This is a genomic window from Streptomyces sp. NPDC085866, assembly GCF_044541035.1.
In the GTDB taxonomy this organism is placed as follows: Bacteria; Actinomycetota; Actinomycetes; order Streptomycetales; family Streptomycetaceae; genus Streptomyces.
The window spans coordinates 126,293-152,512 of the sequence record NZ_JBITSQ010000013.1 but is presented as its reverse complement, the minus strand read 5'-3'; the positions used below and the strand labels follow the sequence as shown (position 1 = coordinate 152,512).

The following is a 26,220-nucleotide window of genomic DNA, read 5'->3' as shown; positions in this document are numbered from 1 at the left end:
CGGCGGGCGGTGAGGGTGTCCGCCCGCCGGGACCGGCGGTCCGTATGTCGGCTCAGCGGCCCGCGAACTTGGCGGCCAGCTGCGGGGTGGACACGAGCGAGACGTCGGTGAACCGGGACAGCACCCGTCCGTCCGGGGCGCACGCCGTCACCGTGAGACTCGCGGTCGTGCCGTTCGCCGTCACCGGCTCCACCACCACGACGAACGGTCCGCCGTCCGGCAGCGCCTCGTACAGGTCGACCCGCCCCACGGACATCGGCAGGCTCGCCGTGTCGCGGTACCGCCGCATCCACACCAGCGCGGCCTGCAGCAGCAGGTCGGCGGTGCCGGGCGCGTACCGGCCGCTCCCGAACGCGCCACCGGCGGGCCGGTGTTCGGGCAGGGCGCACTCGACGACCAGCCGTGCCTCGGCGGACTCCAGCACCCGGCGCAGCCCGCGCAGGGAGGTGCCGTGGAAGAGGGTGCCGTCGGCGTAGCAGACCTGGGCGTCGCTGCCGCCGCCCAGGGCGGGCAGACCGGTCACGTGTCCCGGCCGCTGACCGCCGGTGCCGCGCAGGAGCACGCGGGCCGCGTAGTGCGGGCGTACGACCCCGTCACCGGTGACCGATCGGATCGCCACGTCCGCCTCGGCGCCGTCGGGCGTCGGGTCGACCGAGAGCTGGAAGCGGCTGCCGTCGAGGCCGCCGTCGAAGACCACGCCCTTGTGGACCACGAAGTCCCGTATCTCCGTGACCGCGGCGCCGGACAGCCGCTCGACGGCGCCCGCGGCCCAGCCGAGGGCCGCCGCGGCGGGCAGCACCGGCGCGTCCCCGATCACGTGGTCGGCGACCAGCGGTTCACCGGCCAGGCCGGACAGGTCCCGTTCCAGGACGACCGGGGACGTCGGCGCGGTGTGCTCCGGCGCCGACAGGGGGGTGGTCGGGCCGAGGACGGTGATCACGTCACCGGACCGCTCGGGCGCGAACTGCTCGGTGAACAGGCGGGTTCCGGTGTCCTCCGGGATGAGGGTGATGCCGCGCTCCTCGAACACCGCCTTGATCTGCGGTGACACCATCCCGCTGTCCCACGCGCCCCAGTTCAGCGCGGTGACGTGGGCAGTGGGGTGGCTGCGCCTGAACGTGGCGGCCCAGGTGTTCAGGACCTCGTTGGCCATCGCGTAGTCGGACTGCCCGCGGTTGCCGAAGAACCCGGCGACCGAGGAGAACAGCACCACGTGGCGCAGCCGCTCGGCCGGCACCGCGGCCGTCACGGAGCGCAGGCCACCGAGTTTGACGGAGAAGACCCGCTCGATCTCGGCCGCCTTCTTCGCACTGATCAGCTGGTCCGCGAGGACTCCGGCGCCGTGCACCAGACCGGTGATCCGCTCCCGGTACGGCGCCAGGGCGGCCGCGGTCGCGGCGGCGTCGGTGATGTCCACCGGCAGGTACTCGACGACCTCGCTGCCCGCCGCACGGACCGCGTCGAGGGTGGCGCGGACCTCGCGCTCGCCGATCACCGACTGGTAGAGCTGCTCGACCCGCTTCGGGGTCGGCTTCTCGCCCGTGCCCCTCAGATGCTCCACGGCCGCGGCCTTCAGCGCGGCCGCGTCGGTCAGGCCGCGTGCCCACTCCGGCTCCGCGCCGAGGGCGGTACGGCCGAGCAGCAGCAGGCCGGGACGGTACGCCGCGGCCAGGGCGGTGGCGCAGCGGGCGGTGATGCCACGTCCGCCGCCGGTGACGACGAGCAGATCGCCGGAGCCGAGCGGAGCACCGGAAACGGCGGGCACGGCCGGCTGCTCGCCGAGTGTCAGGCCGACCCGGCGCGTGCCGTCACGGCCCACCTGGACGGGGCCCGCGGCGGCGTCGTACACCTCCTGCAGCACCAGGCGCGCCGCCTCGGCCGCGCCGAGAGCCGGGCTCAGGTCCAGCGCCCGGCAGAAGAGCGCGGGCTCCTCCACCGCGAGGGTCTTCACCAGACCGCCGACGCCGCCGGCGGGCGCCGCGTCCTCGGCGACACCGCCGTGACCGAAGGAGCCGTCGAGCCGGGTGACGGTGACGAACGCGGCCCGGTGACCGCGCTGGGCGGCGGCGGTCAGCGGGGCCACCGAGTGCTTGGCGACCAGCAACGTGTGCGCGAGCCGTCGTACACCCTCCGCCCACGGCAGGCCGTCCGCCGCGGCGAAGACGAGCACGAGATGCACCGGGTCGGTGGCCGACTCCTCGATGCGGGCGGCGAGTTCGGTGGCGCCCCAGCCGGTCAGGGCGGTGTCCTGCGCCCCCGTGACCCGCTGCGGCACGCCGGGCAGCCGGAGCACGCGCACCCGCCGGCCGGCCTCCCCGAGCCGGGCGGCCGTGGCCGCGGCGACCTCGCTGCCGTCGTCCACGACGAGTACGACACCGTCCTGCGGGTACGCCCCGACGAGCTGGTCCGGAGCGGGCAGCTCGACGAGCGCGGCCTGCCCGCGGCCGAGGGCCCCGGGGGCGGGAGCGTCGGAGGCGGGGGCGTCGGTCTCGCCCTTCGGCTCGGGCCGAGGCCGGGACACGGGCTCCGGGCTGCCGGACAGACCGGTCACGAAGCCCACGATGTCGCTCAGGGTGCGGAGTTCGGCGAGTTGTTCGGGGCCGACGGGGGTGGGGCTGGGGAAGTGTTCCTGGAGGACGCCCATGATCTCGACGCGCTTGATGGAGTCGATGCCCAAGTCCGCCTCCACGTCCATGCCCAGGTCGAGCATGTCGGCCGGATAGCCGGTCTTCTGCGCGACGACGTCCAGGAGCGCGCCGCGTACGTCGTCGGCGGAGACGGCGGGCGCCGGGGGAGCGCTTGCAGCGGGGGCGGGGGCCTGCGAGGCCGGGGCGTTCAGCTCGAAGACGAAGCCGACGATCTCGTTCAGGGTGCGGAGTTCGGCGAGTTGTTCGGGGCCGACGGGGGTGGGGCTGGGGAAGCGTTCCTGGAGGACGCCCATGATCTCGACGCGCTTGATGGAGTCGATGCCGAGGTCGGCCTCCACGTCCATGCCGAGGTCCAGCGTCTCCGCCGGGTAACCCGTCTTCTCCGAGACGACACGGAGGAGGGCGGCGGCGATGTCCGCGCTGCCGGCGACCACCCTGGGGGCCGTGGCGGTCACGTTCGCCGCTGCCGTCGGTGCGGACGTGTCGCTGAGCACCCCGCCGAGGCTGAGCACGAAGTCCACGATCTCGCTGAGCGTGCGGAGTTCGGCGAGCTGTTCGGGGCCGACGGGGGTGGGGCTGGGGAAGCGTTCCTGGAGGACGCCCATGATCTCGACCCGCTTGATGGAGTCGATGCCCAAGTCCGCCTCCACGTCCATGTCCAGATCGAGCATGTCGGCCGGGTAGCCGGTCTTCTGGGACACCACGTCGAGCAGCGCGGCCCGGACGTCGCCCGCCGAGGCGCCGGAGGCCGGGGGCTCGGCGAGCGGCTCGGCGGAGGGAAGAGCCGCCGGGGCAGGGGCCGCCGGGGCCGCCAGGGCCGCGGGCGCCGGAACGGCGGGAGCCTCGGGCAGCGCCGGCACCGCCGGTGCGGGCACGGGGGTCACGACCGCGGGGGCCTCGGCGACCGGAGCGGCCGCCGGGTCAGCGGTGGCGGCGGCGCCGTACTCCAGGGCCGCCAGGTCCCGCAGGATCTCGTTGGCCCGCAGATGGGTGCGCCCGATCGCCAGTCCGTGCTCCTTGACGGAGGCGACCCCCGGGAGCACGTCGTCGACGCGGCCCTGCTCGTCGGCCCGCTCCAGCAGCCCCATCAGGCGCTGGGCGCTGGACAGCTGACCGGTGAGGTAGTCGTCGTGCAGGGCCAGATGGTCGGCGAGCAGTCCGGCGAGCCGGTCGTCGGGCGCGGGGGCCCGGTGTTCCTCTGCCATGAACTCGTTCTCCAGGACGTCCGGTGGGGCGGGCTGCGCCAGGGGCGCGGCCTGCGGGGCGGGGGGCCGTTCGGCCGGCGTGACCTGCCGGGCGACCGGCTGCGGAGCGGGGGCCGAGGCACCGGCGGCAGCCGCGACGACCGCCGGGTCCGGGACGGCCGCGGGGGCCGGTGGGGCCGCTGCTGCCGCGGCCGGAACGGCGGCCGACGTCGGAGCGGCGCTCGCCGTCGGCGACGAGACCCGGTAGCCGTTCTCCACGGCCTCCCGGTAGGCGGCCCGCCGGGCCTCGGGCACGTGGTTGATGCCGTTGAGCGGCACGGTCATGCCCTTGGCCGGCTCTTCGTGCGGCGGCTCGGCCACGTAGCGGTCGGCGACGGCCAACGGAACGCCCAGGACGGCTAGTTGGGCCACGGCCCGCTTCAGCGTCAGCTCGGCGTCGCCCTTGTCGCCGGGGTCGAGCTGCACGGCGAAGTGCTCGCGCTCGCCGAGGATGCGGCGGACCAGCTGCGTCAGCACGCCCTTCGGGCCGAACTCGACGAACGTGCGGAAGCCCGCCGCGTACATCTCCTCGATACGGTCGGCGAACTCGACCGGCTTGACCAGCTGCTCCACCAGGGTGCGCCGGTTGGCGTCGGCGTCCGGGCCGTAGGAGGCGCCCGGCGAGTTGGCGAACACCGGACGGCGCGGCTCGCCCACCTCGGCGCCGGCCACCCGCCGCCCGAACTCCTCCACGGCGTGGGCGACGAACGGCGTGTGGAAGGCAGCGGACACCGGCAGCCTGAGCGCCCGTGTCCCGGCGGCGCCGGCCGCCTCCACCAGCCGTTCCACGGCCTCGGTGGCGCCGCCCACCACGACCTGGTCGGGGGCATTGCGGTTGCAGACGGTCAGCTCGGGGTGGGCGGCGAGCAGCTCGCGCACCTGCTCCTCGGAGGCGCTGACGGCGGCCATGGCGCCGGCGTCGAAGTCCGGGTCGGCGGGCGGTGCCATCGCCGCGCCCCGGGCCCGGGCCAGGGTGAAGTACGTGTCGTCGTCGAGGGCCCCGGCGGCCCACAGGGCGGCCAGCTCGCCGAAGCTGTGGCCGAGGAACCCGTCGGCGACGAAGCCCAGTTCGGTCAGGTAGCGGAAGTGGCCGGCCGCCAGCGCGCCGATCGCGGGCTGGGCGTACTCGGTGCGGCGCAGGGCCGTCTCCTGGGTCGTGCGGGTCGCCTCGTCGAAGGCGGGCGGCGGGAAGGCGATGCGGGACAGCGGGAGTTCGTGTCCCGCGAAGGCCGCGTTCGCCCGGTCGAAGGCCTCCCGCAGCGGAGGCAGCGCGAGCACCGCCGTGCGGCCGGGCTCGACGTACTGGCTGCCCTGCCCGGCGAAGAGCGCGCCCACCTTGCCGGTGGAGGCGGCGGACCGGCGGAAGTAGACGCCCTTGGGGTGCGACCAGGACTCGGCCGACGGCTTGGCGCGCAGCTCGGCCGCGGCCAGGGCGCGCAGCTCGGCGAGTTCGGCGTCGCCGCCGGCGACCAGGGCGAGCCGGGGATGATCGGCCGGGGCGGGTTCGGTACGGGGCTCCCCGCCCTCGTCGACGGCCCGCACCAGCTGCTCAATGTCAGGTGCATGCCAGATGAACACCCGGTTCACGGGGAACATCACCCGCAGGTCGGAGCCGTCGCCGAACTCCTCCATCACCACATGGAAGTTGGTGCCGCCGAAGCCGAAAGACGACACGCCCGCCCTCCGCTGCGGCCGGGCCGGGTCGAGGATCCAGGGCCGGGTGCGGGTGCCCACGTAGAACGGGCTCTCGGCCCAGTCGAGCGCCGGGTTCGGCCGGTCCACGTTGATGGTGGGCGGCAGCAGCTTGTGGTGCAGGGCCAGCGCCAGCTTGATCATCCCGGCCGCGCCCGCCGCCGCCTTGGTGTGGCCGATCTGCGACTTCACACTGCCGACCGCAGCGAACTGCCGCTCCTTGGTGAACTCCGACACGACCGCCGACAGCGCCGACAGCTCGGTCGCCTCACCGACCGCCGTGCCCGTTCCGTGCGCCTCGAACAGCTCGACCGAGGCCGGGGAGCAGTCCGCGTCCTCGTACGCCCGGCGCAGCGCGGTCATCTGCCCCTCCTTGCGCGGGGCGTAGATGGACTTGAAGCGGCCGTCGCTGGAGGAGCCGATGCCGCGGAGCACGGCGTAGATCCGGTTGCCGTCCCGCTCGGCGTCGGCGAGCCGGCGCAGCGCCAGCATGCCGATGCCCTCACCGATGAGGGTGCCGTCGGCATCCGCGTCGAACGGGCGGATGCTGCCCTGCTTGGAGAACGCGGGAGTCTTGCTGAAGCACAGGTACATGAAGATGGTGTTCTCGGCGTCGCAGCCGCCCACCAGCATCGTGTCCGAGCGCCGCTCCAGCAGGTCGCTGACCGCCGCCTTGACCGCGCCGAGCGAGCTGGCGCACGCCGCGTCGATCGTCATGTTGGTGCCGCCGAGGTCCAGGCGGTTGGCGATGCGGCCGGCGACGACGTTGCCGAGCATGCCGGGGAAGGAGTTCTCCTCCCAGGGCGCGAAGGCCAGCTTGAACTTCTCCGCGATCTCCTCCGCGTCCCGCTCGGACAGCCCGCAGCTGCGGACGACCTCCTTCAGGACCGGCGTCTGGAGCCGGGCGGTCAGCGGCTGGGTGAGCTGGTTGGCGCCGGTCACGCCCAGCACCACACCGGTGCGCGCGGCGTCGTACCAGGCCTGGTCGGCGCCCGCGTCCTTGAGCACGTCACGGGCCACGACGAGGCTCAGCAGCTGCAGTACGTCGGTGACTTCGAGGGTGTTGGGCGGCAGCCCGAACTCCAGCGGGTTGAACGGGACGGTGGGGATGAAGCCGCCGCGCCTGGCGTACGTCTTGTCGGGCGCGGCGGGGTCGGGGTCGTAGTGCTCCGACACGTCCCAGTGGGTCGCGGGCACGTCCTCGATGCAGTCGGCCGCGGAGACGACGTTGGCCCAGAACTCGCGCAGATCACGCGACTTGGGGTACAGGGCGGACAGGCCGACGATCGCGATCGGATCCCGGGCGAGCCGGCGATCGAGGTCAAAAGGGTGCGAAGCGTTCACGGCGAGGCTCTCTTGGTCGGAACGGCGGGGCCTGTGGGGGTATGGCCCGGATCGGTTCGGGACCTGCGGGTGACGCGCGAAGAGGAGCGAGGCAGGTTCAGGCTGCGTGCAGCAGCGGGGCGATCACAGCGAGGGAGTCGGGACGGCTGAGCATCGTGTAGTGGTCGCCCGGACAGCTGTGCCGGGTCAGACCGTGCGGGGCGAGCGGTGTCCAGCCGAGCGTGGGGTCGTCCGGGACGAGGCTGCCCTCCGCCTGCACCAGCACCAGGGGCAGCGGTGCGGAGGCGGGCCGGTACGGGGCCGTCAGCCGGTTGTTGCGCAACAGCCCGTCCACGTAGGTGTCGTAGAGCTTGCGCAGGCCCGGCAGCGGAGTGCCCGGGAGCAGGGCCCCGGCGGCGACGGCCGCGTCGAGCACGACGGGCAGTCCGTCGTCCACCCCGCGGCCGGCCAGCGCCTCGGGGGCGAGCCCGATCGGCCTGCCCCGCTTGGCCCCCAGGTACATGGCGAACCAGCCGAGGAGCAGGTCGGGTTCGAGCGCCTCGTCGGGCTGCTTGTACGCCTCGGCGGGCGCGATGCTGTCGAGGAGCACCAGACGCTCGGGGCGCCGTTCGGCCGGCATCACCTGGGCCATCGCCAGGGCGAGCACACCGCCGAAGGACCAGCCGGCGAGCGTGTACGGCACCCGGACCGGGTCCATCGCGGCGAGCAGCCGGCCGGCCAGGGCCTCCACGGTCGTGTCGGCCCGGCCGCCGTTCAGTGCCGCCCGTGCGTACTCGTCGAGCGCGCCCAGATCCAGAACGGTCAGCCCGTCGCCCTCCGGCAGCGCGTCCGCCAGGCCCCGGTGGACCTGCGCCGCGAGCGCACCGGGATGGACGACGTAGACGGTACGGCGGCCGGCCGCGGCAGCCCTGAACTCCAGGGCGACCGGCGGCCGTCGGTCACGCGGCGGTCGCACGCCGGTCGCTCTCCTCGGCCAGGAAGGACGCCAGGTCCTTGATGGTCGGGTGGTACCAGAGCGTCGTCGTGCTCAGCTCGAAGCCGAGCCAGTTCTCCAGCTCGCCCGCGAGGATGAGCGCCTCGGTCGAGTCGAGGTCCAGCTCGTCGAAGTACACCTCGCGCGACACCTCGCCCGGCGCCACGCCGAGGCGGTGGGCGATCTTCTCGATCAGCCAGGTCTCGGCCTCGGAAGCGGTCACTGCGGCCATGGTGGGTCGTCCTTCCTCGGGCGCGGCTCCGGGCGTGCCGGAGGCGCGTGCGTTGATGTGGGTGTCGTGCACCAGCCCGTCGTGCCGGGGGCGTACGGGCATACGGCAGTGCGTCGACCCGTACGGGTGCACGACGGCCGTCGACGGTGCGGTGCGCATGACCCCGTGGCCGGCCGGGTTTCCGCCCGGTCGGCGGGGTTCGAACCCGGAACGCCGGCCCTGAAGTCCGGCCGGCCGGGGAAACGGGGAAGTTTTGAGCGGTGTTCTTCTTCGGGGGAGGATTCAACTGCCCGGGGCGGGCAGAAAACAACTCGTCAGTAATCTGGCGGGTGGTCGGATTGAACGATCGTCAGTTCGCGCTTTCTGGTATGGACCTGCAGGTCCATGGTGCCTTCGGAGTGGCCGCCCGAAGCACGCAGAGCACAGTCTTGCCAGCTTCCGGATTCCTGAACAACCGCTCTTCCGGAGAGTGGAAAGAAATCCTGGTTACGGGAGTTGACGTGATGGTCGAATGCGTTACCGGGAGGTGAAATGTCCGCCGGAATCGTGGGATTCGGGCTGGTTGAGGGCCCTGGCGTCCCGCCGGAATGCACCGGGTGCCATATTCACGCGCCGCACGAAGAACTTGCCGAAGTTGGTGACCTCGGAGAAGCCGAGATGGCGGGCGATGGCGGCGAGCGGCAGGTCCGTGTGGACGAGCAGCCGGCGCGCCTCGAGCGCGACCCGGGCGTCGATCACGTCCTTGGCGGACGTGCCGGCGACGGCGTGACAGGCCCGGGACAGGGCGCGGGTACTGCAGTTCAGCCTGGTGGCGTAGTCCTCCACCAGTCTGGTGGAGCGGTACGCGTTCTCCAGCTCCTGGCGGAAGCGGACGAACAGCTCGCCCGCCTCACCGCTCGGAGCGCCGGTGTGGGCCTCGTCGTGGCGCAGGCGGCACACCTCGTCGATGCGGATGAGTACCACGGCCAGCAGATGCTTGAGCACCTGCTCGCCCATGCCCCGGTCGGGCCGCGCGAACTCCTCCTGGAGCAGCGTCAGGCCCTTTTGTAACAGGGGCATTTCGGTGCCGGAAAGCTGCCAGTGGCTGGGGCGCAGCACATCGTCCAGCAACCCGAGCCCGGCGTGCATCGGCAGCGGAAACGCCTCGGTGAACATGAGGAGTTCGCCCTCCAAGTCGTCCGGGAACGACTGGATCACCTGGTTCGGCCGGGTCCACAGCAGCGTGCCCGCGGAGCACGGTATGCAAGCGGAGTCCACCGAGTACTTTCCCCGGCCCTTCGTCACCAGCATGATCTGGTGGAATTCGAGCCGATGTGGAGCGGCGAGCAACTCCATGGGGGCTCGTCGGCGCAGGTCGCGCAGGGTCGACATCGCGATACCGAGGCCTGGTCGGCAGATCGGGGTGTACGGGACGACAGGGATCGGTAACGAAGCGAAATCGACCATGAACGTTCCGGGATCGACCTTCCTAGGGCTGCTTGAAGACTTGATGATAGCCGTGGCCGCCCGTCACCAGTTCACGCCTGGTGCCAGCACGAGTACACAAGCACCCCTGACGTGCAGGTGAAGGGAACTGAACGGGATGACCACCTCCCCCTCGGGCGCCCCGGAGCGCTCCGTCGTCGACCGGACGCTGAGCATCCTCGGCGCCTTCGACCGCGACAACCGGACCCTGACGCTGTCGGACATCAGCCGGCGCTCGGGGCTCCCGGTCGCCACCGTTCACCGCATCGTCAACAAGCTCACCGGCTGGGGAGCCCTGGAACGATGCTCCGACGGGGGCTACAGCATCGGCCTGCGCCTGTGGGAGACGGCCGTGCTGGCCCCGCGCAGCTCGTCACTGGCCGAGACCGCCCAGCCGTACCTGGTCGAGCTGCACAGACAGACCTCGGTCGGGGCGACGCTGGCCATACGTGACGGCGTGGAGAGCGTCTGCCTGTCCGTCATGACCAACCAGGCCGATCTCGCCGAGCTGTACACCCACCCGGGCGGCCGCCTGCCGCTGCACGCCTCCTCGGTGGGTCTGGTGCTGCTCGCCCATGCCGGCGAGTCCGTGCGGAGCGCGATCTGCGCCGGTCCGCTGTCCGCGTACACGACCGCCACCATCACGGACGGCGCCGCACTGGGCCGCTGCCTCGTGCGGGTCAGACGCGAGGGGCACGCGCTGGTCCACGGCATGCTCACCGAGGGATGGGGCGGGCTCGCCGTCCCGGTGCGCGACAGCCGTGGTGCCGTCGTCGCCGCCGTCGGGGCGGTCGGGCGCGTCGACCTCATCCAGCCGGTCCGTCTGCTGCCCCACGTCCGCGCCGCGGCCGAGGCCATCGCCCGCAGCGCCCGCCCGAACGGCTTGCGGGACGCGGAGGTCGGCACGTGACGCGCACGACGACCGTCCGGTCGTGCAGCGGCCGACTCATGCTCACATAAAGGTGATTTCCGGTCGTACCGGGCATGGTTCCCGGTCGCGCATCGAGGTCCGTGGTGGATCCGGTGTGCCGAGGCATTAGCGTGGTGGGTGCTGTGCGCGAGCCTGTCCGGGTTCGTGTGGGTCCTTGAGGTGTGGATGGGGTAGTCGTGCGGGCCGGAGCGGTTTCGTGAGAGTGCTGCACACGTCCGACTGGCACCTCGGCCGGGCCTTCCACCGGGTGAGCATGCTCGGAGCCCAGTCCGACTTCGTCGGTCACCTCGTCACCACCGTGCGCGAGCACGCGGTGGACGCGGTGGTCGTGTCCGGGGACGTGTACGACCGCGCGGTACCCCCGCTCGCCGCGGTCGAGCTGTTCGACGACGCCCTGCACCGCCTCGCCGCCCTCGGCGTACCCACGGTGATGATCTCCGGCAACCACGACTCGGCGCGCCGCCTCGGCGTCGGCGCCGGACTCATCGACCGCGCCGGCATCCATCTGCGCACCGAGCCGTCCGCCGCCGGCACCCCGGTCGTGCTGGCCGACCCCCACGGCGATGTGGCCTTCTACGGGCTTCCGTACCTCGAACCGGCCCTGGTGAAGGACGAGTTCGCGGTGGACAGGGTCGGCCACGAGGCCGTGCTCGGCGCCGCCATGGACCGCGTCCGCGCCGACCTCGCCGGCCGCCCGCCGGGCACCCGCTCCGTCGTCCTCGCCCACGCCTTCGTCACCGGCGGCCAGGCGAGCGACAGCGAGCGGGACATCACCGTCGGCGGAGTCGCCGCCGTACCCGCCGGGGTCTTCGACGGCGTCGACTACGTGGCGCTCGGCCATCTGCACGGCTGCCAGACGATCACCGAGCGCGTGCGCTACTCCGGCTCCCCGCTCGCGTACTCCTTCTCCGAGGCCGGCCACCGCAAGAGCATGTGGCTCGTCGACCTGGACGCCGAGGGCTCGGTCACCGCCGAACGCCTCGACTGCCCGGTGCCGCGCCCGCTGGCGCGCCTCCGGGGCGCCCTGGACGACCTCCTCGCCGACCCCGCTCTCGCCCGCCACAAGGACGCCTGGGTCGAGGCCACCCTCACCGACCCGGTCCGCCCCGCCGACCCCATGGCCCGGCTCACCGAGCGCTTCCCGCACACCCTCAGCCTGGTCTTCGACCCGGAACGGGCCCCGGACGACCCTGAGGTGTCGTACGCCCGGCGCCTGGCCGGCCGCAGCGACCAGCAGATCGCCCAGGACTTCGTGGCCCATGTGCGCGGTGCCGGGCCCGACGAGCAGGAGGCGGCCGTGCTCGGCGAGGCCTTCGACGCGGTGCGCGCCGACGACGCGGTCCGGGAGGTGGCCCGATGAGGCTGCACCGGCTCGACATCACCGCCTTCGGCCCCTTCGGCGGCTCCCGGACCGTCGACTTCGACGCGCTGTCCGCCGCCGGACTCTTCCTGCTGCACGGCCCCACCGGCGCGGGCAAGACCTCCGTCCTGGACGCCGTCTGCTACGCGCTCTACGGCGCCGTGCCCGGCGCCCGGCAGAGCGGCCAGGGCATGCATCTGCGCAGCGACCACGCCGAGCCCGGCACCCGCACCGAGGTCCGCCTCGAACTCACCGTCTCCGGACGCCGGTTGGAGGTCACCCGGCAGCCGCCGTGGGAACGGAAGAAGCTGCGCGGCACGGGCACCACCGTCGACAAGGCCCAGACCTGGCTGCGCGAGTACGACGCCACAGCCCGCGCCTGGAAGGACCTCAGCCGCTCCCACCAGGAGATCGGCGAGGAGATCACCCAGCTGCTCGGCATGAGCCGCGAGCAGTTCTGCCAGGTCGTCCTGCTGCCCCAGGGCGACTTCGCCCGCTTCCTGCGCGCCGACGCCGAGGCCCGCGGCCGCCTCCTGGGCCGCCTCTTCGACACCCAGCGCTTCGCCGACGTCGAGAAGCGGCTCGCGGAGCGCCGGCGCACGACCGAGGCCCGGGTGCGGGAGGGTGACGCCGCGCTCCTGGCCGACGCGCACCGCATGCAGCAGGAGGCCGGCGACGCGATGGAGCTGCCCGGGCTGAGCCCCGGCGAGCCCGGCCTGGCCGAGGCCGTCCTCGGTGCCGCTGCCGTGGCCCGCAGCACCGTGCGGGAGCGCCTCACCGTCGCCCACAGCCGCCTGGCCGCCGCCGACTCCGGCCGGGCCGCGGCGCAGCGCACCCTGGACGACGAACGTGAACTAGCCCGGCTGCAGGGCCGATTCGCCGAGGCCCGGCAGCGGGCCGAACGCCTTCAGGAGCGGGCCGACGCCCACCGGGAGGCGCAGGAGCGCATGGCGCGCGCCCGCAAGGCGGAGGCGGTGGCGCCCGCGCTGGAGCTGCGGGAGGCCGCCGAGACCGAGCACGGCGAGGCCGCCGAGGCCGAGGCACAAGCACGCCGTGAGCTCCCCGACTCCTACGCCGACGCCGGTCCCGCGGGCCTCGCGGCCGCCGCCCGCCGCGCCGCCGAGGAGCTGGGCGGTCTCGAGTCGGCCCGGCGCGCGGAACGGCGGCTCGCCGAACTGGTCGAGGAGCGGGCCGGGTTGGACCGGCAGGAGCGGGCCGACGAGGACGTCCTGCGCGAGGCCGACGGCTGGCTCGCCGAGTGGGACGCCACGCGCACGGCCCTGCAGTCCCGCACCGAGGCCGCACAGGAGGCGGCCACCCGCGCCGAACAGCTCGCCGTCCAGCGCGAACCCGCACGACGGCGCCTGCACGCCGCACGGACCCGGGACGGGCTGGCCGCCGACCTGGCGGAGGCGCGGCGGCGTGCCCTCGCCGCCGGGCAGCGCGCCCTGGATGCCCGCGCCCACTGGCTCGACCTCAAGGAACAGCGCCTGACCGGCATCGCCGCCGAGCTGGCCGCGCACCTCACCGACGGCGAACCCTGCGCCGTCTGCGGAGCCACCGCACACCCCGCCCCGGCCCGCAAGGTCGCCGGACACGTCGACCGCGAGACCGAGGAGCGGGCCCAGGCCGCACACCAGCGTGCCGAGGAACAGCGCACCGAGGACGAACGGCGCCTCGGCGTCGTGCGCGAGGCGCTGGCCGCCGCCACCGCCGAGGCCGGCGACGCCCCCACCGCGCGGCTCGCCGCCGAGGCCGACCAGCTGGAGCAGGACTACGCGCGCGCACGCCGCGACGCCTCCGCCCTGCACGCCGCTCAGGAGGAGCTGCGCAAGGCCGAGCGCGAGCGCGAGCAACGCCTTCAGGCCCGTCAGGAGGCCGCCGTACGAGCCGCCTCCCGGCTCACCCGGCGCGAGACCCTGGAACGTGAACAGGGCCTTCTGGAGCAGGAGTTGACGCAGGCGCGCGGAGCAGCGGCCAGCGTGGCCGCCCGTGCCGCACAGCTGGAGCGGCAGGCGGCGCTGCTCACCGAAGCCGCCCACGCCGCGAGCGCCGCACAGGACGCCGCCCAGCGGCTCAAGGACGCCGACGCCCGCCTCGCCGACGCCGCCTACCGCGCCGGCTTCGACACCCCGCAGGCCGCGGCCGCCGCGCTGCTGGACGACGCGGCCCACCGCGACCTCCAACACCGCCTGGACGCCTGGCAGTCGGAGGAGGCGGCCGTGCGCGCCGTGCTGGCCGAGGCCGACACCGCGGCCGCCGCGCAGCAGCCGCCCGCCGACCTCGCCGAGGCGGAGCGGACGGCGGCCGAGGCGGAGCGTCGGCTGCGCGCGGCCGCCTCCGCACGGGACGCGGCCGCCCGCTGCTGCACCGAGCTGGACCGACTCTCCGCCCGTGCCGCCGCGGGAGTACGCGCACTCGCCCCGCTGCGCGCCGAGTACGACCGGGTGGCCCGCCTGGCCGCGCTCACGGCGGGCACCTCCGCGGACAACCAACGCAAGATGCGCCTGGAGTCGTACGTCCTGGCGGCCCGCCTGGAGCAGGTCGCCGCCGCCGCGACCGTACGGCTGCAGCGCATGTCGTCCGGCCGCTACACCCTCGTCCACTCCGACGACCGCACCGGACGCGGCCGCAGCGGGCTCGGGTTGCACGTCGTGGACGCCTGGACCGGCCGCGAGCGGGACACCGCCACCCTGTCCGGCGGCGAGACCTTCTTCGCCTCCCTCGCCCTCGCCCTGGGCCTCGCCGACGTCGTCACCGACGAGGCCGGAGGCGTCCGCCTGGACACCCTCTTCATCGACGAGGGCTTCGGCAGCCTCGACGACCAGACCCTGGACGAGGTCCTGGACGTCCTCGACTCGCTGCGCGAACGCGACCGCAGCGTCGGCATCGTCAGCCATGTCGCCGACCTGCGCCGCCGGATCCACGCCCAGCTGGAGGTCGTCAAGGGCAGGTCGGGGTCGTCGCTGCGGCAGCGGGGCGGGTGACGGTCAGCGGCCGAGCGGACGCCGGGGCAGAGGCGAGGAGTACACCACGCTCGTGGTCACCGAACCCAGCGCGCCGATCCGGCCGGAGATCTCCTCCAGATGCGGCATCGACCGCGCGGCGACCTTGATGACGAAACAGTCGTCACCGGTCACGTGGTGGGCCTCGAGGATCTCCGGGGTCACCGCCACCAGGTCGTGGAAGGGCTTGTAGTTGCCGTTCGGGTAGCGGAGCCGGACGAAGGCGAGGATGGGGAGGCCCAGGCGCTCGGGGTCCACGACCGCCGCGTACCCCTGGATGACACCGGCCTCCTCCAGCCGGCGCACCCGTTCGGTGACCGCGCTCGGCGACATGGAGACGGCGCGCGCCAGCTCGGCGTAGCTGGCCCGGCCCTCCCGCTGGAGGACCTCGAGGATGCGCCAGTCGGTGGCGTCCGGGGAATACACGGTCATCCCGGATGGATAGCAGGGAAATGCCCGGCCGATCAAGGGGAAGCCCGGGGATCCCCACTTCAGGGACCGGGCCGAGCGCCATAGATTTCTGGCCATGATCACCAACTCCGTGAACCCCGTCCTGCGGGTCGCCCCCGCCGCCCCCGCCGAGGCCGCCGCCTACTTCCGGGCCAGTCTCGCCTTCCACGCCGACGTCTCCGACGTGGCCGCCGCGCTCGCGGCCGACGGCGACCCCGGCTTCGTCGTGATCGACTCCCGCTCCACCGAGTCCTGGGACCAGGGACACGTCCCCGGCGCGGTCCACCTGCCCACCGCGCTCATCCCCGAGCAGGCCGAGCAGCTCCTCGACAAGTCCGTGCCCGTGGTGACGTACTGCTGGGGCCCCGGCTGCAACGGCGCCACCCGCGCCGCCCTCGCCCTGGCCGAACTCGGCTACCAGGTCAAGGAGATGCTCGGCGGTTTCGAGTACTGGGCGCGGGAGGGCTTCGCCTACGAGACCTGGCAGGGGCCGGCACGCCGGGACGCCGACCCGCTGACGGCACCCGTGGACGGCGAGTGCGGCTGCTGACGCCCGCCGTGTAGGTTCTGCCCATGGCTCGATACGCGGATCCAGGCGCACTGGAGTGGGTGGAGTCGGGCGGCGGCCCGCTGATAGCCGTACCGGAGACGGTGCTGCCGTTCTGGGCGGGCGCCGACAGCGAGGAGCTCGCCACGGACTACGACCGCGCGTGCGAGGTCGACGGCTACGTCGGCCTGCTCCCGGTCGGCGACAGCGCTGCCCTCGTCTTCGGCGACGAGCCCGCCGCCACCTCGTACCTGCCCGACCACGGCACCTTCGTGCGCTGGTCCGCCGCGAACTCCGAGAGCGAGCTGCTGGCCCAGATCCCCGGCGCGCTCGACGCGGCCGTGTGGGAACACGAGATCCGCTGGAACGTGCCCGGCCCGGTGGTGCTGTTCGACTCGGCCTGGCCGGGCGGCGCGGCGCAGGGCGAGGAGCACCTGCGCGTCCCGCTGGAACCGGGCCCGTACGTGGTGCGCGCCGCCTACGCCCAGCCCGGCCCCGAGACCTGGGTCGGCCTGGTCCAGCTCAGACGGCTCGCGGCCTGAGTCAGGGCGCGCCCGCCGTCAACGCAGGGCGTCGAAGGTGATGTTCAGGTGGCGCGGGCCGCGCAGCACGGCGTTCGGGCGGTAGGGCGGCGGGTCCTCGACCAGCTGGGGATTGTCGAGCCGCCGGGCCAGTTCGGCCAGCGCGATCTGGGCCTCCAGCCGGGCCAGCGGAGCGCCGAAGCAGCTGTGGATGCCGCTTCCGAACCCGAGGTGCTGGATGTCCGAGCGGTCCGGGTCGAAGCGGTCGGGCTCGGGGAAGCGCTCCGGGTCCCGGTTGCCCGCGCCGAGGACCAGCCAGATCCGCGAGCCCTTGGGGATGGTGACACCGCGCACCTCGATGTCGGCGATGCAGGTGCGCTGCGGCACGAGCTGCACCGGCGGTTCGTAGCGCAGGAGTTCCTCGACGATCTTCACGGACAGGCCCGGGTCGTCACGCAGCCGCTGGAGGTACTGCGGGTACCGCAGCAGTGTGAGCATGCCGTTGGTGATCAGGTTGACGGTCGTCTCGTGACCGGCGATGAGCAGCAGCACCGCCGTGCTCAGTACTTCCATCGTGGTCATCGCGCCGTCCGGACCCCGGCTGTTCACCAGGTCGGACAGCATGTCGTCGTGCGGTTCCCTGGCGCGCTTCTCCACCAGCCCGTTCAGGTACATGCCCAGCTGCAGCCGGGCCTCCTGCGCGGTCTTCATGGACTCGGCGCTCGTGCGGGTGTCGGGGTCCAGGCCGGCGACGATCGGGTCCACCCAGGAACGGAAGCGGGGCTCGTCCTCGCGCGGCACGCCCAGCAGCCGGCAGATCACGGTCACCGGGAAGGGGTACGCGAACTGGTCGACCACGTCGATCTGCCGCGCGTCCCCGAACCCGTCGATCAGGTCGGTGACGATCTGGGCGAGCTCGCCGCGCATCGAGTCGACCCGGGTGGGCCGGTGCGGCGGTCCGAAGGAGCTGTTGGCGATCCGCCGCAGCCGGTCGTGCTCCGGCGGGTCGAGCCGGATGAAGCTCGGCGGCAGCCCCGTTGCCTCCGGCCCGGACAGCTCGTCGTCGCCCGGGGCGCTGAGGTTGGCGGCGTCGGAGCTGATCCGCGGGTCGTGGAGCAGGTTCTTGATGTCCCAGTACGAGCTGATGAGGTACGGACCGTCCTCCTCCTCGTGCAGCACCGGGGTCTTGCGGAGCTCCTCGTACAGCGGATACGGGTTGGCGCGGTTGGCGAAGTCGGTGATCTGGCGCAGGAGCGGGGCGTGCGTCATGCGGAGTCCTTGGGGCGTGAAGGTCCGTGGAGTGGGAGCAGGGTCCGGGCGCCGGGTCAGTGGGCCGGGGTGAAGACGAGCTGCCGGTCGGTCGGTGAGTAGCCGCTGAGGGTCACGCCCGGGCCGTGAGTCGGCAGCGACGGGTCGGGGAACTCGGCCGGGACCGGCCGGCGACCCTCGGGGCGGCGGTCGACCGTCAGGTACTCCACCGGGAACGGCGCACCTCGCTCGATCTCCCGCTGGTAGAACTCCAGCCACCGGGTGTTGTCGAAGCTCACGGCGGCGATCACGCGGCCCTGGTAGCCGTACACGCCGACGAAACGGCGATCCGCCAGGGAGCCCTGCGTGATCATGATCTCCTCGCCCATGGGCGGGACCCCGACGGATTTGATGTTCACGCCGAACTGCGACGACCAGAAGGCGGGCACCCACAGGTGCGGGCGGCGCTCGCTGCTGGGGCTGATCATGTTGTGCGCGGCGATCTCGGCCTGCGCGATGGCGTTGCCCCAGTGCTCCAGGGAGAGGAACTGGTAGCCGAACAGCGCGTGCGGGGACCGGGCGACGTCGCCCGCGACGAAGATGTCGTCGGTGACGATGCCCCGGAAGTCGAAGGCCCGGCAGCCGGCGTCACAGGCGATGCCCCGGGGACCCGCGCCGAGCCCCGACCCGGTCAGCCACTCGGTGTTGCGCATCGAGCCGAGCGAGACGACCACGAGGTCCGTCTCGACGACGCTCTCGTCGGACAGATGGGCGGCCCTCACCCGGCCCACCGAGTCGCCCTCCAGGCCGGTGACCATGACACCGGTGCGCAGGTCGACACCGTTCTGGTGGTACAGCTCCGCGGACACCGCGCCGATCACCCCGCCGAGGGCTCCCACCAGGGGAGCGCCCGCGCGTTCCGCCACGGTGACTGCGAGGCCCATCTCCCGGCAGGCCGAGGCGATCTCCGACCCGGAGAACCCGGCGCCGATGATGAGGACGCGGCGCGGCCCGGCCTTCAGCCGCCGGTACAGGGCGGCCGCGTCGTTCCGGGTCCGCAGCAGCAGGACGCCGTCCAGTTGCGCCTCCGACTCCTTCGGCCAGGGCCGGGCGCGCACCCCGGTCGCGATGAGCAGGCGGTCGTACTCGACCTCGTCCCCGTCGGCCAGCCGTACCCGTTTCGAGGTCATGTCGAGACCCGCCGCCGCGACGCCGAGGCGCCACTTCGCGTCGATCTCGCGGCGCCGGGGCAGTTCGGTGTGGAGCGGGTCCGCCTTGCCCAGCAGGACGCTCTTGGACAGCGGCGGCCGGTCGTAGGGCTCGTACGGCTCGTCACCGATCAGGGTGAGTTCACCTTCGAAGCCCTCGGCGCGCAGCGTCTCGGCGGCTCGCAGACCGGCCAGCGAGGCGCCCACGATCACGATCCGGCCCTCGCGCCTGAGCCAGTCCACGTAGTCAGTGACCATCGAACGCCTCCTGGCCGGACACGGCGTCGTCACCCGTGCCGTCCAGCCCGTCGGCCGTGATCGCCTGCACCGGGCAGGCGGCGACGGCACGGGCCAGTCGCTCCCGTTGTTCCTTCTGCGCCCGCGGGTTGTAGACCAGCGCCTCCTCGCCGTGCATGGCGAAGACGTCGGGCGCGAGGAACGCGCACTGCGCGTACCCCTGACACTTGTTGAGATCGACGACGAGCCTCATCGACGCTCCGTCCTTCAGGTGGCCAGGTCCGGTGCGCGCCACCACGTTCCGCGCGGGCGCCTTCGGACGGCGGTCATGTCCCGCTCGCCAGCATGCGAGCGACGAGGGGGGCCTCGCGCGCTCAGGCATGCCGTTCGAGTGAACGGTCCCGCAGGGTCACGCGGACGCCGTGAGACGCGACCTGGTGCGACCGCTCGCCACGATGATGTAGATGCTGAGCACCAGCGACCAGGCGGGGAAGACCAGCTCCGCCCAGGGGACGTTCGACGAGACGAAGAGCAGGATCAGGGCGGTGAGGAAGCCCAGCACCGAGAGCCAGCGCGGAAGCACGCCGAGGCGGTGCCCGATCACCGACATGGAGCACACGAACACGGCCGCCATCCGCATCGCGTACCCCGTCATCAGCGTGTACGCGAAGTGGCGGCCGAAGTCCCAGGTGGGCAGCCCGGGACTGGCTCCCGGGGGGTGCGCGAGGGCCAGTACGGCGTCGGCCGCCGCGGCGGCGCCGAACATCGTGGCGGTGAAGACCAGTCCGCTGCCGAGGAAGACGGTCGCGAGGAACCGGTCCTCGACGGCCCCGACGTGGGCCCGGACCGCGCCGACGAACCACAGGAAGAAGATGCCGGCGAACGGTACGAGCGCCAGTGCGGTCCGCAGCGCGCCTCGCCGCGCGGAGTCCGTGAACCCCTGGGCGCTGACCGCGTCGGCCCCTTCCGGAAGGCCCAGCCGGATCAGCACGATCGCCGCCGCCAGCAGCAGCGCGAACAGCACTCCGGCCAGCCCGGCGGCCCGCGGGGTCTCCATCGCCTCCTGACCCGGCCCCTTTCCCTGCATACCCGGCCCGCCTCCTCCGATTCGCCCCTCGCCACCAGCAAGCCGCCTCACCACCGGCTCCGCCACCGGGCGGCGGCCGTACGGCCGAACGGGGTGCGGTCCGCTGCTCGGGTCCCGGTCGCTCCTATTCGCTCGCGCCGGCCCCGGCACCCTCCGTAGCGTGATCGGCCATGACCACACCCACGCTCCCCACCCCCGAGGAACTGCGCCGCGACCCCCTGCCCCTGCGCGGCCGCACCGCGCTCGTCACGGGAGCGAGCAGACGTGCCGGCATCGGGCATGCGGTGGCGAGGCGGCTGGCCGCGTACGGCGCGAGCGTCCATCTGCATCACCATGTGCCGCACGACACCGCGATGCCCTGGGGCGCCGACAGCCCCGAAGCCGTCGCCGACTCCGTGCGTGAGGCGCTCGGCGACCCCGGGGCACGCGTCACCTCGGGACCCGGCGACCTGTCCGACCCGGCGGCACCGGCCCGGCTGGTCGACGCGGTCGTCGCGGAGTTCGGGCGGCTCGACATCCTCGTCGCCAACCACGCGCTGAGCGGGTCCGACGGCACCCTGGACGAGATCGACGCGGCGATGCTGGACGCCCACTGGGCGGTGGACACCCGCTCGGTGCTGCTGCTCGTCCAGGCGTACGCCCGCTCGCGCGCCCGGCTGCCGAAGGGCACGCCCGGCGGACGCGTGGTGATGATGACCTCCGGACAGGACCTCGCGGGCGGGATGCCCCGCGAGATCGCCTACGCCCTGCAGAAGGGCGCCCTGGCCTCGATCACCCGCTCCCTGTCCACCATCCTCGTCGAACACGGCATCACCGTGAACACGGTCAACCCCGGTCCCGTGGACACCGGTTACGCCACCGGTGCGGACCACGCGGCCGTGGCCGCGATGTTCCCCGCCGGACGCTGGGGCGGGCCCGACGACCCGGCCCGGCTCGTCGCGTGGCTGGCCACGGACGAGGCGGGCTGGGTCACCGGCGAGGTGATCAACTCCGAGGGCGGCTTCCGGCGTTGAGACCCGAGCGAGGTCAGAGCTGGGACAGCTCGTCCAGCAGGTCGTCCAGGCCGAGCGAACCCTGCGACAGGGCCGCCATGTGCCAGGCCTTCAGGTCGAAGGCGTCGCCGTGCCGCGCACGGGCCTTCTCGCGGCCCAGCAGCCACGCCCGCTCGCCGAGCTTGTAGCCGATCGCCTGGCCCGGAATCGTCAGGTACCGGGTCAGCTCGCTCTCCACGAAGTCCGCGGGCCGGCTGCTGTGCGCCCCGAAGAACTCCTGGGCCAGCTCCGGCGTCCAGCGCTCACCGGGGTGGAACGGGGAGTCCGCCGGGATCTCCAGCTCCAGGTGCATGCCGATGTCGACGATCACCCGGGACGCCCGCATCATCTGCGCGTCCAGGTAGCCGAGCCGCTGCTCCGGGTCGGTGAGGTAGCCGAGTTCGTCCATCAGCCGCTCCGCGTACAGCGCCCAGCCCTCCGCGTTGGCGCTGACCCCGCCGACCGTGGCCTGGTAGCGGGAGAGGTCCTTGGCGACGTGCGCCCACTGCGCGAGCTGCAGGTGATGCCCGGGCACGCCCTCGTGGTACCAGGTCGAGACCAGGTCGTACACCGGGAACCGGGTCTGCCCCATGGTCGGCAGCCAGGTGCGGCCGGGACGCGAGAAGTCCTCCGTCGGGGGCGTGTAGTACGGGGCCGCGGCACCGCCGGGCGGGGCGATGCACGACTCCACCTTGCGCACCCGCTCGGCGAGGTCGAAGTGCGTGCCGTCCAGATCCTCGATGGCCTTGTCCATCAGGCCCTGCAGCCACTCGCGCACCTCGTCGACACCCTCGATGTGCCGGCCGTGCTCGTCCAGGTGCGCGAGCGCCACCCACGGGGTCTTTGCGCCGGGCAGGATCTTCTCCGCCTCCTGCTGCATCTCGCCGAGGATGCGGTGGAACTCCGACCAGCCGTACGCGTACGCCTCGTCCAGATCAAGGTCGGTGCCGTTGAAGTAGCGGGACCAGCGCGCGTAGCGCTCGCGGCCCACCGTGTTCGGGGCGCCCTCGATGGCCGGCGCGTACACGTCCCGCATCCAGTCCCGCAGCTCCACCACGGCGGCGCTCGCCGCGCGGGCCGCCGCGTCCAGCTCCGCGCGCAGCGCGTCCGGACCGGCGGCGGCGAAGTCCTCGAACCAGCCCAGGCCCTTGCCGTCGGTGTCCGACCACTCGGTGAGCTGCTCGACGAAGGTCGCGGTCGGCCGCGGCGCCGCGTACAGCTTGCGCTCCAGACCGAGCGCCAGGGACTCCCGGTAGCCCGCGAGCGCCCCCGGCACGGCACGCAGCCGCTCGGCGATCGCCGTCCAGTCCTCCTCCGTCTGCGTCGGCATGACCGTGAAGACCTCGCGCACCGAGTGGCCGGGCGTGCTCAGGTTGCCGACCGCGCGCAGGTGCTCGTCGGCCTCGTGCACGGCCAGCTCGGCGGTCAGCCGCTCCCGCAGGAGCCGCCCGCAGCGACGCTCGACGTCGCTGTCGGCGCCGGGCTGTCGCTCCGCCTCGTCGAGCCGGGCGAGGGTGGTCCGCGCCAGCTCGGCGAGGGCCTCCTGGCCCTGCGGCGAGTAGTCGGGCAGCCTGTTCGAACTCTCCTTCACACCGAGGTAGGTGCCGGTGACCGGGTCGAGGGCGATGAGGTCGTCCACGTAGGTGTCGGCGACCTGGCGGGGCAGCGGGCTCTGGATCTCAGACATGCCGCCCATCCTCGTACGGGGACTATGCCTGCGTCACCCAGGTATTCGTGATTCCGCTCTGGGCGTGGCCGGAGGCAGCAGCGGTCCGCAGTCCCACTGCTGGAAGATCAACCGGGTCTCCACCCGGGCCACTTCCCGGTGTGCCGTGAACTCGTCCAGCACCAGCCGCTGCAGATCGGCCATGTCCGCCACGGCCACATGCACCAGATAGTCGTCGGGCCCGGTCAGATGGAACACGGTCCGCGACTCCGGCAGCGCCCGGATCCGCTCCACGAACGGCCCGACCAGCTCCCGCCGATGCGGCCTGACCTGAACCGACAGCAGGGCCTCCAGACCGCGCCCCAGCTTCGCCGGATCCAGCCGCAGCTGGTGGCCGAGGATCACGCCCGCGCGGCGCAGCCGGGTCACCCGGTCCAGACAGGTCGACGGCGCCACGCCCACCTGCGCGGCGAGATCGCGGTAGGTGGTCCGGGCGTCGTTCTGCAGCAGCCGCAGCAGGTGGAGATCCACCGGATCCAGTACGACGGATTCAGCCATTGGCCGAACGTAGCACGGTGTTCGATTCCTGTGGCCCGTCCTGTGTTCAACCTTCCGCCCATGGACACAGCGAGCACGGGTGCCTACGACGCCGTACGCACCGCATCGAGAGCACTGGCCACCGAGGCCGTGCACGCCGGCCGCGACGACCTCGCCCGGCAGGGCCTGCACGCCCCGCCCATCGACCTGTCCACCACCTACCCCTCGTACGACAGCCGGGGCGAGGCGGCTCGCATCGACGCCTTCGCCACCGACGGCGCCGACCCGGTCGGCCCGCCGATCTACGGCCGCCTCGGCAATCCGACCGTCGCCCGCTTCGAGACCGCCCTGGCCAGGCTGGAGGGCACCGAGTCCGCCGTCGCCTTCGCCAGCGGCATGGCGGCGCTCAGCGCGGTCCTGCTCGCTCGCTCCGCCATGGGCCTGCGCCATGTGGTCGCGGTACGCCCCCTGTACGGCTGCAGCGACCATCTGCTGACCGCCGGGCTCCTCGGTACGGAGGTGACCTGGACCGACCCGGCCGGCATCACCGACGCGCTGCGCGCCGACACCGGTCTCGTGATGGTCGAGTCCCCGGCCAACCCCACGCTCGCCGAACTCGATCTGTGGGCGATCGCCCACGCCTGCGGCTCGGTCCCGCTGCTCGCCGACAACACCTTCGCCACGCCCGTCCTGCAGCGCCCCGTCGAACAGGGCGCGCGGCTGGTGCTGCACAGTGCCACCAAGTACCTCGGTGGCCACGGCGATGTGCTGGCCGGTGTGGTGGCCTGCGACGAGGAGTTCGCCGGACAGCTTCGGCAGATACGTTTCGCCACGGGCGGTGTCCTGCATCCGCTGGCCGGCTATCTGCTGCTCAGGGGCCTGTCCACGCTGCCGGTGCGGGTCCGGGCCGCCTCCGCGAACGCCGCCGAACTGGCCGCTCGGCTCGCCGCCGACCCGCGGGTGTCCCGCGTCCGTTATCCGCGGTTGGGTGGCGCGATGGTCGCCTTCGAGGTCCACGGCGACCCGCACGAGGTGATCTCCCGGGTCCGGCTGATCACCCCGGCGGTCAGCCTGGGCAGCGTGGACACGCTCATCCAGCACCCCGCCTCCATCAGCCACCGCATCGTCGACGCCGACGACCGGCGCGGCGCCGGGGTGAGCGACCGGCTGCTGCGGATGTCGGTGGGTCTGGAGGACGTCGACGACCTGTGGGCCGACCTGGACCAGGCCCTGGGGGAGCGGACCGCCACGCCGGTGCCGCTGCAGGAAGCCGTGCGCTGACAGGGGTGCGCACGACCACGGCCCGGCGGGAAACCGCCGGGCCGTCCGTCCGTCGAGCCGGGCTCAGTCGCGGCGGACTGCCCCGCCGAGCCGCTCCACACCACCGAACGGCGTGCGCGCGGCGACCGGGGCGGCGTCCAGGCGGGCCGTGATGACCAGAGTGCCCTCCTCGATCTGGTAGTCCAGGGGCAGCCCGAGACCGCGCATCGCGGCGACCATCCCGGTGTTGGAGGCCTGCGTCACGGCATAGACGCTCTCGCAGCCCGCCTCCACCGCCATCGCCACCAGGCGGCCGAGGAGTTCGGCGCCGACGCCGCGCCGCTGCCAGTCGTCCTCGATCAGCAGTGCGACCTCGGTCTCGTCGCCGTCCCACAGCAGATGCCCGAGGCCGACGATCCGGCCCGTGGGGGTCTGCGCGGCCAGCGTCCGCCCGAACCGGGGGCTGAGCAGGTGGTTCAGATAGCGTTCGGCGTCCCCGACGGGCCCGTGGTACCGCATGCCGAGGGTGCGCTTCGAGCACCGCTCGTGCATCGCCCGGGCCGCCGCCAGGTCGCCGGTGTCCGCCCGGCGCACGGCGATGTCGTTGCCCTCGGGCAGCGTCAGCACGTCCTGGCCGCGCGGGATGCGCGGACCGAGCCGGCTGTCCAGCTCCACCAGAGCCCTGGCCCGCGCGAACTCGGTCGGAGTGAACGGCAGATACGGCCGCTCCACGGTGAGCACACCGCCCTCCGGTGCCCGCAGCCGCATCACGGTGTCCTCCAGGACCCCCTCGACCGGCACGGGCTCCGGGCCGCGCCCCCCGCCGACCGGCGTGGCGGGCAGCGAACGGATCGTGCACCGGCCCAGCAACTGCCTGAGCGCCAGAGGCAGTTCCGCCGCGTCCAGCGCGGTGCGCGCCGCGAGGCCGAGGACCCGGGTGGGGGCGTCCACCAGGTCGTGGGCGTCGGCCCGCTCGATCCAGATGGACGCACCGCCGGCCAGCGAGACCGCCCGGGTGATCTCGGCCCCCGTCAGCGCCTCGGGCGACCGCAGCAGGAACTCGTCGACCGTCCCGTCGGCCAGCGGATGCGTCTGCAGGCTCAGGATGTCGACCCGCTGCCCGGCCAGCGCCGTGCACAGCGCGGCCAGCGAACCGGGTTCGTCCTTCACCGTCGTCCGCATCCGCCACAGCGCGCCGGTCCCGGGCGCCTCCTGCGCGTCCGCTTCCGGTACGGGCCCGGCCGACCGCGCATCGGCGGCCGACCGGGCACCGGTATCCTCGGTCGGCGGTGCGTGGCCGTGGCGCCGAGCCCACCACGTGTGGAAGCCCGCCGTCGCGGCCAGCACGATCGCCGAGATCACCAGCAGCGCCGGACCGTCGGGCCCGTGTCCGATCAGGTTCGCCACCGCGTCGGCCACGGCAACGGCCGTGAAGAGGGCGGCGAGTTCGACGAGATCCCGTCGCCAGTGGTGCACGGGCCGTCCGTGCTTCGTCCGGGTCACTTGAGACATGTCTGGAGTCATGCACTCACTGT

19 protein-coding genes are annotated in these 26,220 nt (G+C 73.2%); 7 read left to right on the top strand and 12 right to left on the bottom strand.

The features are described 5' to 3' along the window. Positions 1-52 precede the first annotated feature (52 nt). The 4 genes from ACIF83_RS31260 to ACIF83_RS31245 all read right to left on the bottom strand — a co-directional run bounded on the left by ACIF83_RS31260 (position 53) and on the right by ACIF83_RS31245 (position 9,504). Positions 53-6,928: an SDR family NAD(P)-dependent oxidoreductase gene (locus tag ACIF83_RS31260; RefSeq protein WP_399731919.1), complete on the bottom strand. Its 6,876-nt coding sequence runs from the start codon at positions 6,926-6,928 to the stop codon at positions 53-55. A 97-nt stretch (positions 6,929-7,025) separates the two neighbouring features. Continuing rightward, positions 7,026-7,883 carry a thioesterase domain-containing protein gene (locus ACIF83_RS31255; RefSeq protein ID WP_393482367.1) on the bottom strand — a complete coding sequence of 286 codons (858 nt, stop codon included), beginning with the start codon at positions 7,881-7,883 and terminating at the stop codon, positions 7,026-7,028. Next, positions 7,867-8,292 carry an acyl carrier protein gene (locus ACIF83_RS31250; protein ID WP_399731916.1) on the bottom strand — a complete coding sequence of 142 codons (426 nt, stop codon included), beginning with the start codon at positions 8,290-8,292 and terminating at the stop codon, positions 7,867-7,869. Before ACIF83_RS31250 ends, ACIF83_RS31255 begins: the two co-directional genes overlap by 17 nt. 357 nt (positions 8,293-8,649) lie before the next feature. Continuing rightward, the gene (locus ACIF83_RS31245) at positions 8,650-9,504 is read right to left on the bottom strand and encodes an AraC family transcriptional regulator (protein ID WP_393482361.1); all 855 of its coding nucleotides are present in this window, start codon (positions 9,502-9,504) and stop codon (positions 8,650-8,652) included. A gap of 211 nt (positions 9,505-9,715) precedes the next feature. On the opposite strand from ACIF83_RS31245, the gene ACIF83_RS31240 reads away from it, so the two are divergent. The 3 genes from ACIF83_RS31240 to ACIF83_RS31230 all read left to right on the top strand — a co-directional run bounded on the left by ACIF83_RS31240 (position 9,716) and on the right by ACIF83_RS31230 (position 14,875). Further along, positions 9,716-10,507, top strand: a complete 792-nt coding sequence (locus ACIF83_RS31240) for an IclR family transcriptional regulator (protein ID WP_393482358.1) — start codon at positions 9,716-9,718, stop codon at positions 10,505-10,507. A gap of 217 nt (positions 10,508-10,724) precedes the next feature. Next, positions 10,725-11,888, top strand: a complete 1,164-nt coding sequence (locus ACIF83_RS31235) for an exonuclease SbcCD subunit D (protein WP_399731912.1) — start codon at positions 10,725-10,727, stop codon at positions 11,886-11,888. Continuing rightward, a complete protein-coding gene (locus ACIF83_RS31230; protein ID WP_399731909.1) occupies positions 11,885-14,875 on the top strand; it encodes an AAA family ATPase in 2,991 nt (996 codons plus the stop codon). The genes ACIF83_RS31235 and ACIF83_RS31230 overlap by 4 nt, the downstream gene beginning before the upstream one ends. 3 nt (positions 14,876-14,878) lie before the next feature. On the opposite strand, the gene ACIF83_RS31225 is transcribed toward ACIF83_RS31230, so the two are convergent. Then, positions 14,879-15,325 (bottom strand): Lrp/AsnC family transcriptional regulator, encoded by a 447-nt coding sequence (locus ACIF83_RS31225; protein ID WP_145884978.1) that lies wholly within the window; start codon positions 15,323-15,325, stop codon positions 14,879-14,881. 94 nt (positions 15,326-15,419) lie between these two features. On the opposite strand from ACIF83_RS31225, the gene ACIF83_RS31220 reads away from it, so the two are divergent. Both ACIF83_RS31220 and ACIF83_RS31215 read left to right on the top strand, forming a co-directional pair. Beyond that, positions 15,420-15,893: a rhodanese-like domain-containing protein gene (locus ACIF83_RS31220; RefSeq protein WP_393482348.1), complete on the top strand. Its 474-nt coding sequence runs from the start codon at positions 15,420-15,422 to the stop codon at positions 15,891-15,893. A gap of 23 nt (positions 15,894-15,916) precedes the next feature. Next, positions 15,917-16,432, top strand: a complete 516-nt coding sequence (locus ACIF83_RS31215) for an immunity 21 family protein (RefSeq protein ID WP_393482345.1) — start codon at positions 15,917-15,919, stop codon at positions 16,430-16,432. Positions 16,433-16,450: 18 nt separating this feature from the next. Here ACIF83_RS31215 and ACIF83_RS31210 read toward each other — a convergent pair whose 3' ends face one another. The 4 genes from ACIF83_RS31210 to ACIF83_RS31195 form a co-directional block, all read right to left on the bottom strand. Further along, positions 16,451-17,680: a cytochrome P450 gene (locus tag ACIF83_RS31210; protein WP_398139647.1), complete on the bottom strand. Its 1,230-nt coding sequence runs from the start codon at positions 17,678-17,680 to the stop codon at positions 16,451-16,453. A gap of 56 nt (positions 17,681-17,736) precedes the next feature. Next, positions 17,737-19,125 carry an NAD(P)/FAD-dependent oxidoreductase gene (locus ACIF83_RS31205; RefSeq protein ID WP_399731904.1) on the bottom strand — a complete coding sequence of 463 codons (1,389 nt, stop codon included), beginning with the start codon at positions 19,123-19,125 and terminating at the stop codon, positions 17,737-17,739. After that, positions 19,115-19,357: a ferredoxin gene (locus tag ACIF83_RS31200; protein WP_393482336.1), complete on the bottom strand. Its 243-nt coding sequence runs from the start codon at positions 19,355-19,357 to the stop codon at positions 19,115-19,117. The genes ACIF83_RS31205 and ACIF83_RS31200 overlap by 11 nt, the downstream gene beginning before the upstream one ends. Before the next feature lie 156 nt (positions 19,358-19,513). Further along, complete coding sequence (locus ACIF83_RS31195; RefSeq protein WP_399731901.1) at positions 19,514-20,191, bottom strand: hypothetical protein; 678 nt, start codon at positions 20,189-20,191, stop codon at positions 19,514-19,516. Positions 20,192-20,361: 170 nt separating this feature from the next. Here ACIF83_RS31195 and ACIF83_RS31190 point away from each other — a divergent pair, with 170 nt between their 5' ends. Further along, a complete protein-coding gene (locus ACIF83_RS31190; protein WP_399731898.1) occupies positions 20,362-21,204 on the top strand; it encodes an SDR family oxidoreductase in 843 nt (280 codons plus the stop codon). Positions 21,205-21,217: 13 nt separating this feature from the next. On the opposite strand, the gene ACIF83_RS31185 is transcribed toward ACIF83_RS31190, so the two are convergent. Together ACIF83_RS31185 and ACIF83_RS31180 are read right to left on the bottom strand one after the other, a co-directional pair. Further along, positions 21,218-22,909, bottom strand: coding sequence for a DUF885 domain-containing protein (locus ACIF83_RS31185; RefSeq protein WP_393482327.1), 1,692 nt, complete (start codon positions 22,907-22,909; stop codon positions 21,218-21,220). A 33-nt stretch (positions 22,910-22,942) separates the two neighbouring features. Beyond that, entirely contained in the window at positions 22,943-23,446 is a 504-nt protein-coding gene (locus ACIF83_RS31180; RefSeq protein ID WP_094219622.1) for an Lrp/AsnC family transcriptional regulator, read from the bottom strand. 60 nt (positions 23,447-23,506) lie between these two features. Here ACIF83_RS31180 and ACIF83_RS31175 point away from each other — a divergent pair, with 60 nt between their 5' ends. Next, positions 23,507-24,706, top strand: coding sequence for a trans-sulfuration enzyme family protein (locus tag ACIF83_RS31175; RefSeq protein WP_399731894.1), 1,200 nt, complete (start codon positions 23,507-23,509; stop codon positions 24,704-24,706). A gap of 63 nt (positions 24,707-24,769) precedes the next feature. Here ACIF83_RS31175 and ACIF83_RS31170 read toward each other — a convergent pair whose 3' ends face one another. Continuing rightward, positions 24,770-26,209: a GNAT family N-acetyltransferase gene (locus ACIF83_RS31170; RefSeq protein WP_399731891.1), complete on the bottom strand. Its 1,440-nt coding sequence runs from the start codon at positions 26,207-26,209 to the stop codon at positions 24,770-24,772. Positions 26,210-26,220 lie beyond the last annotated feature (11 nt).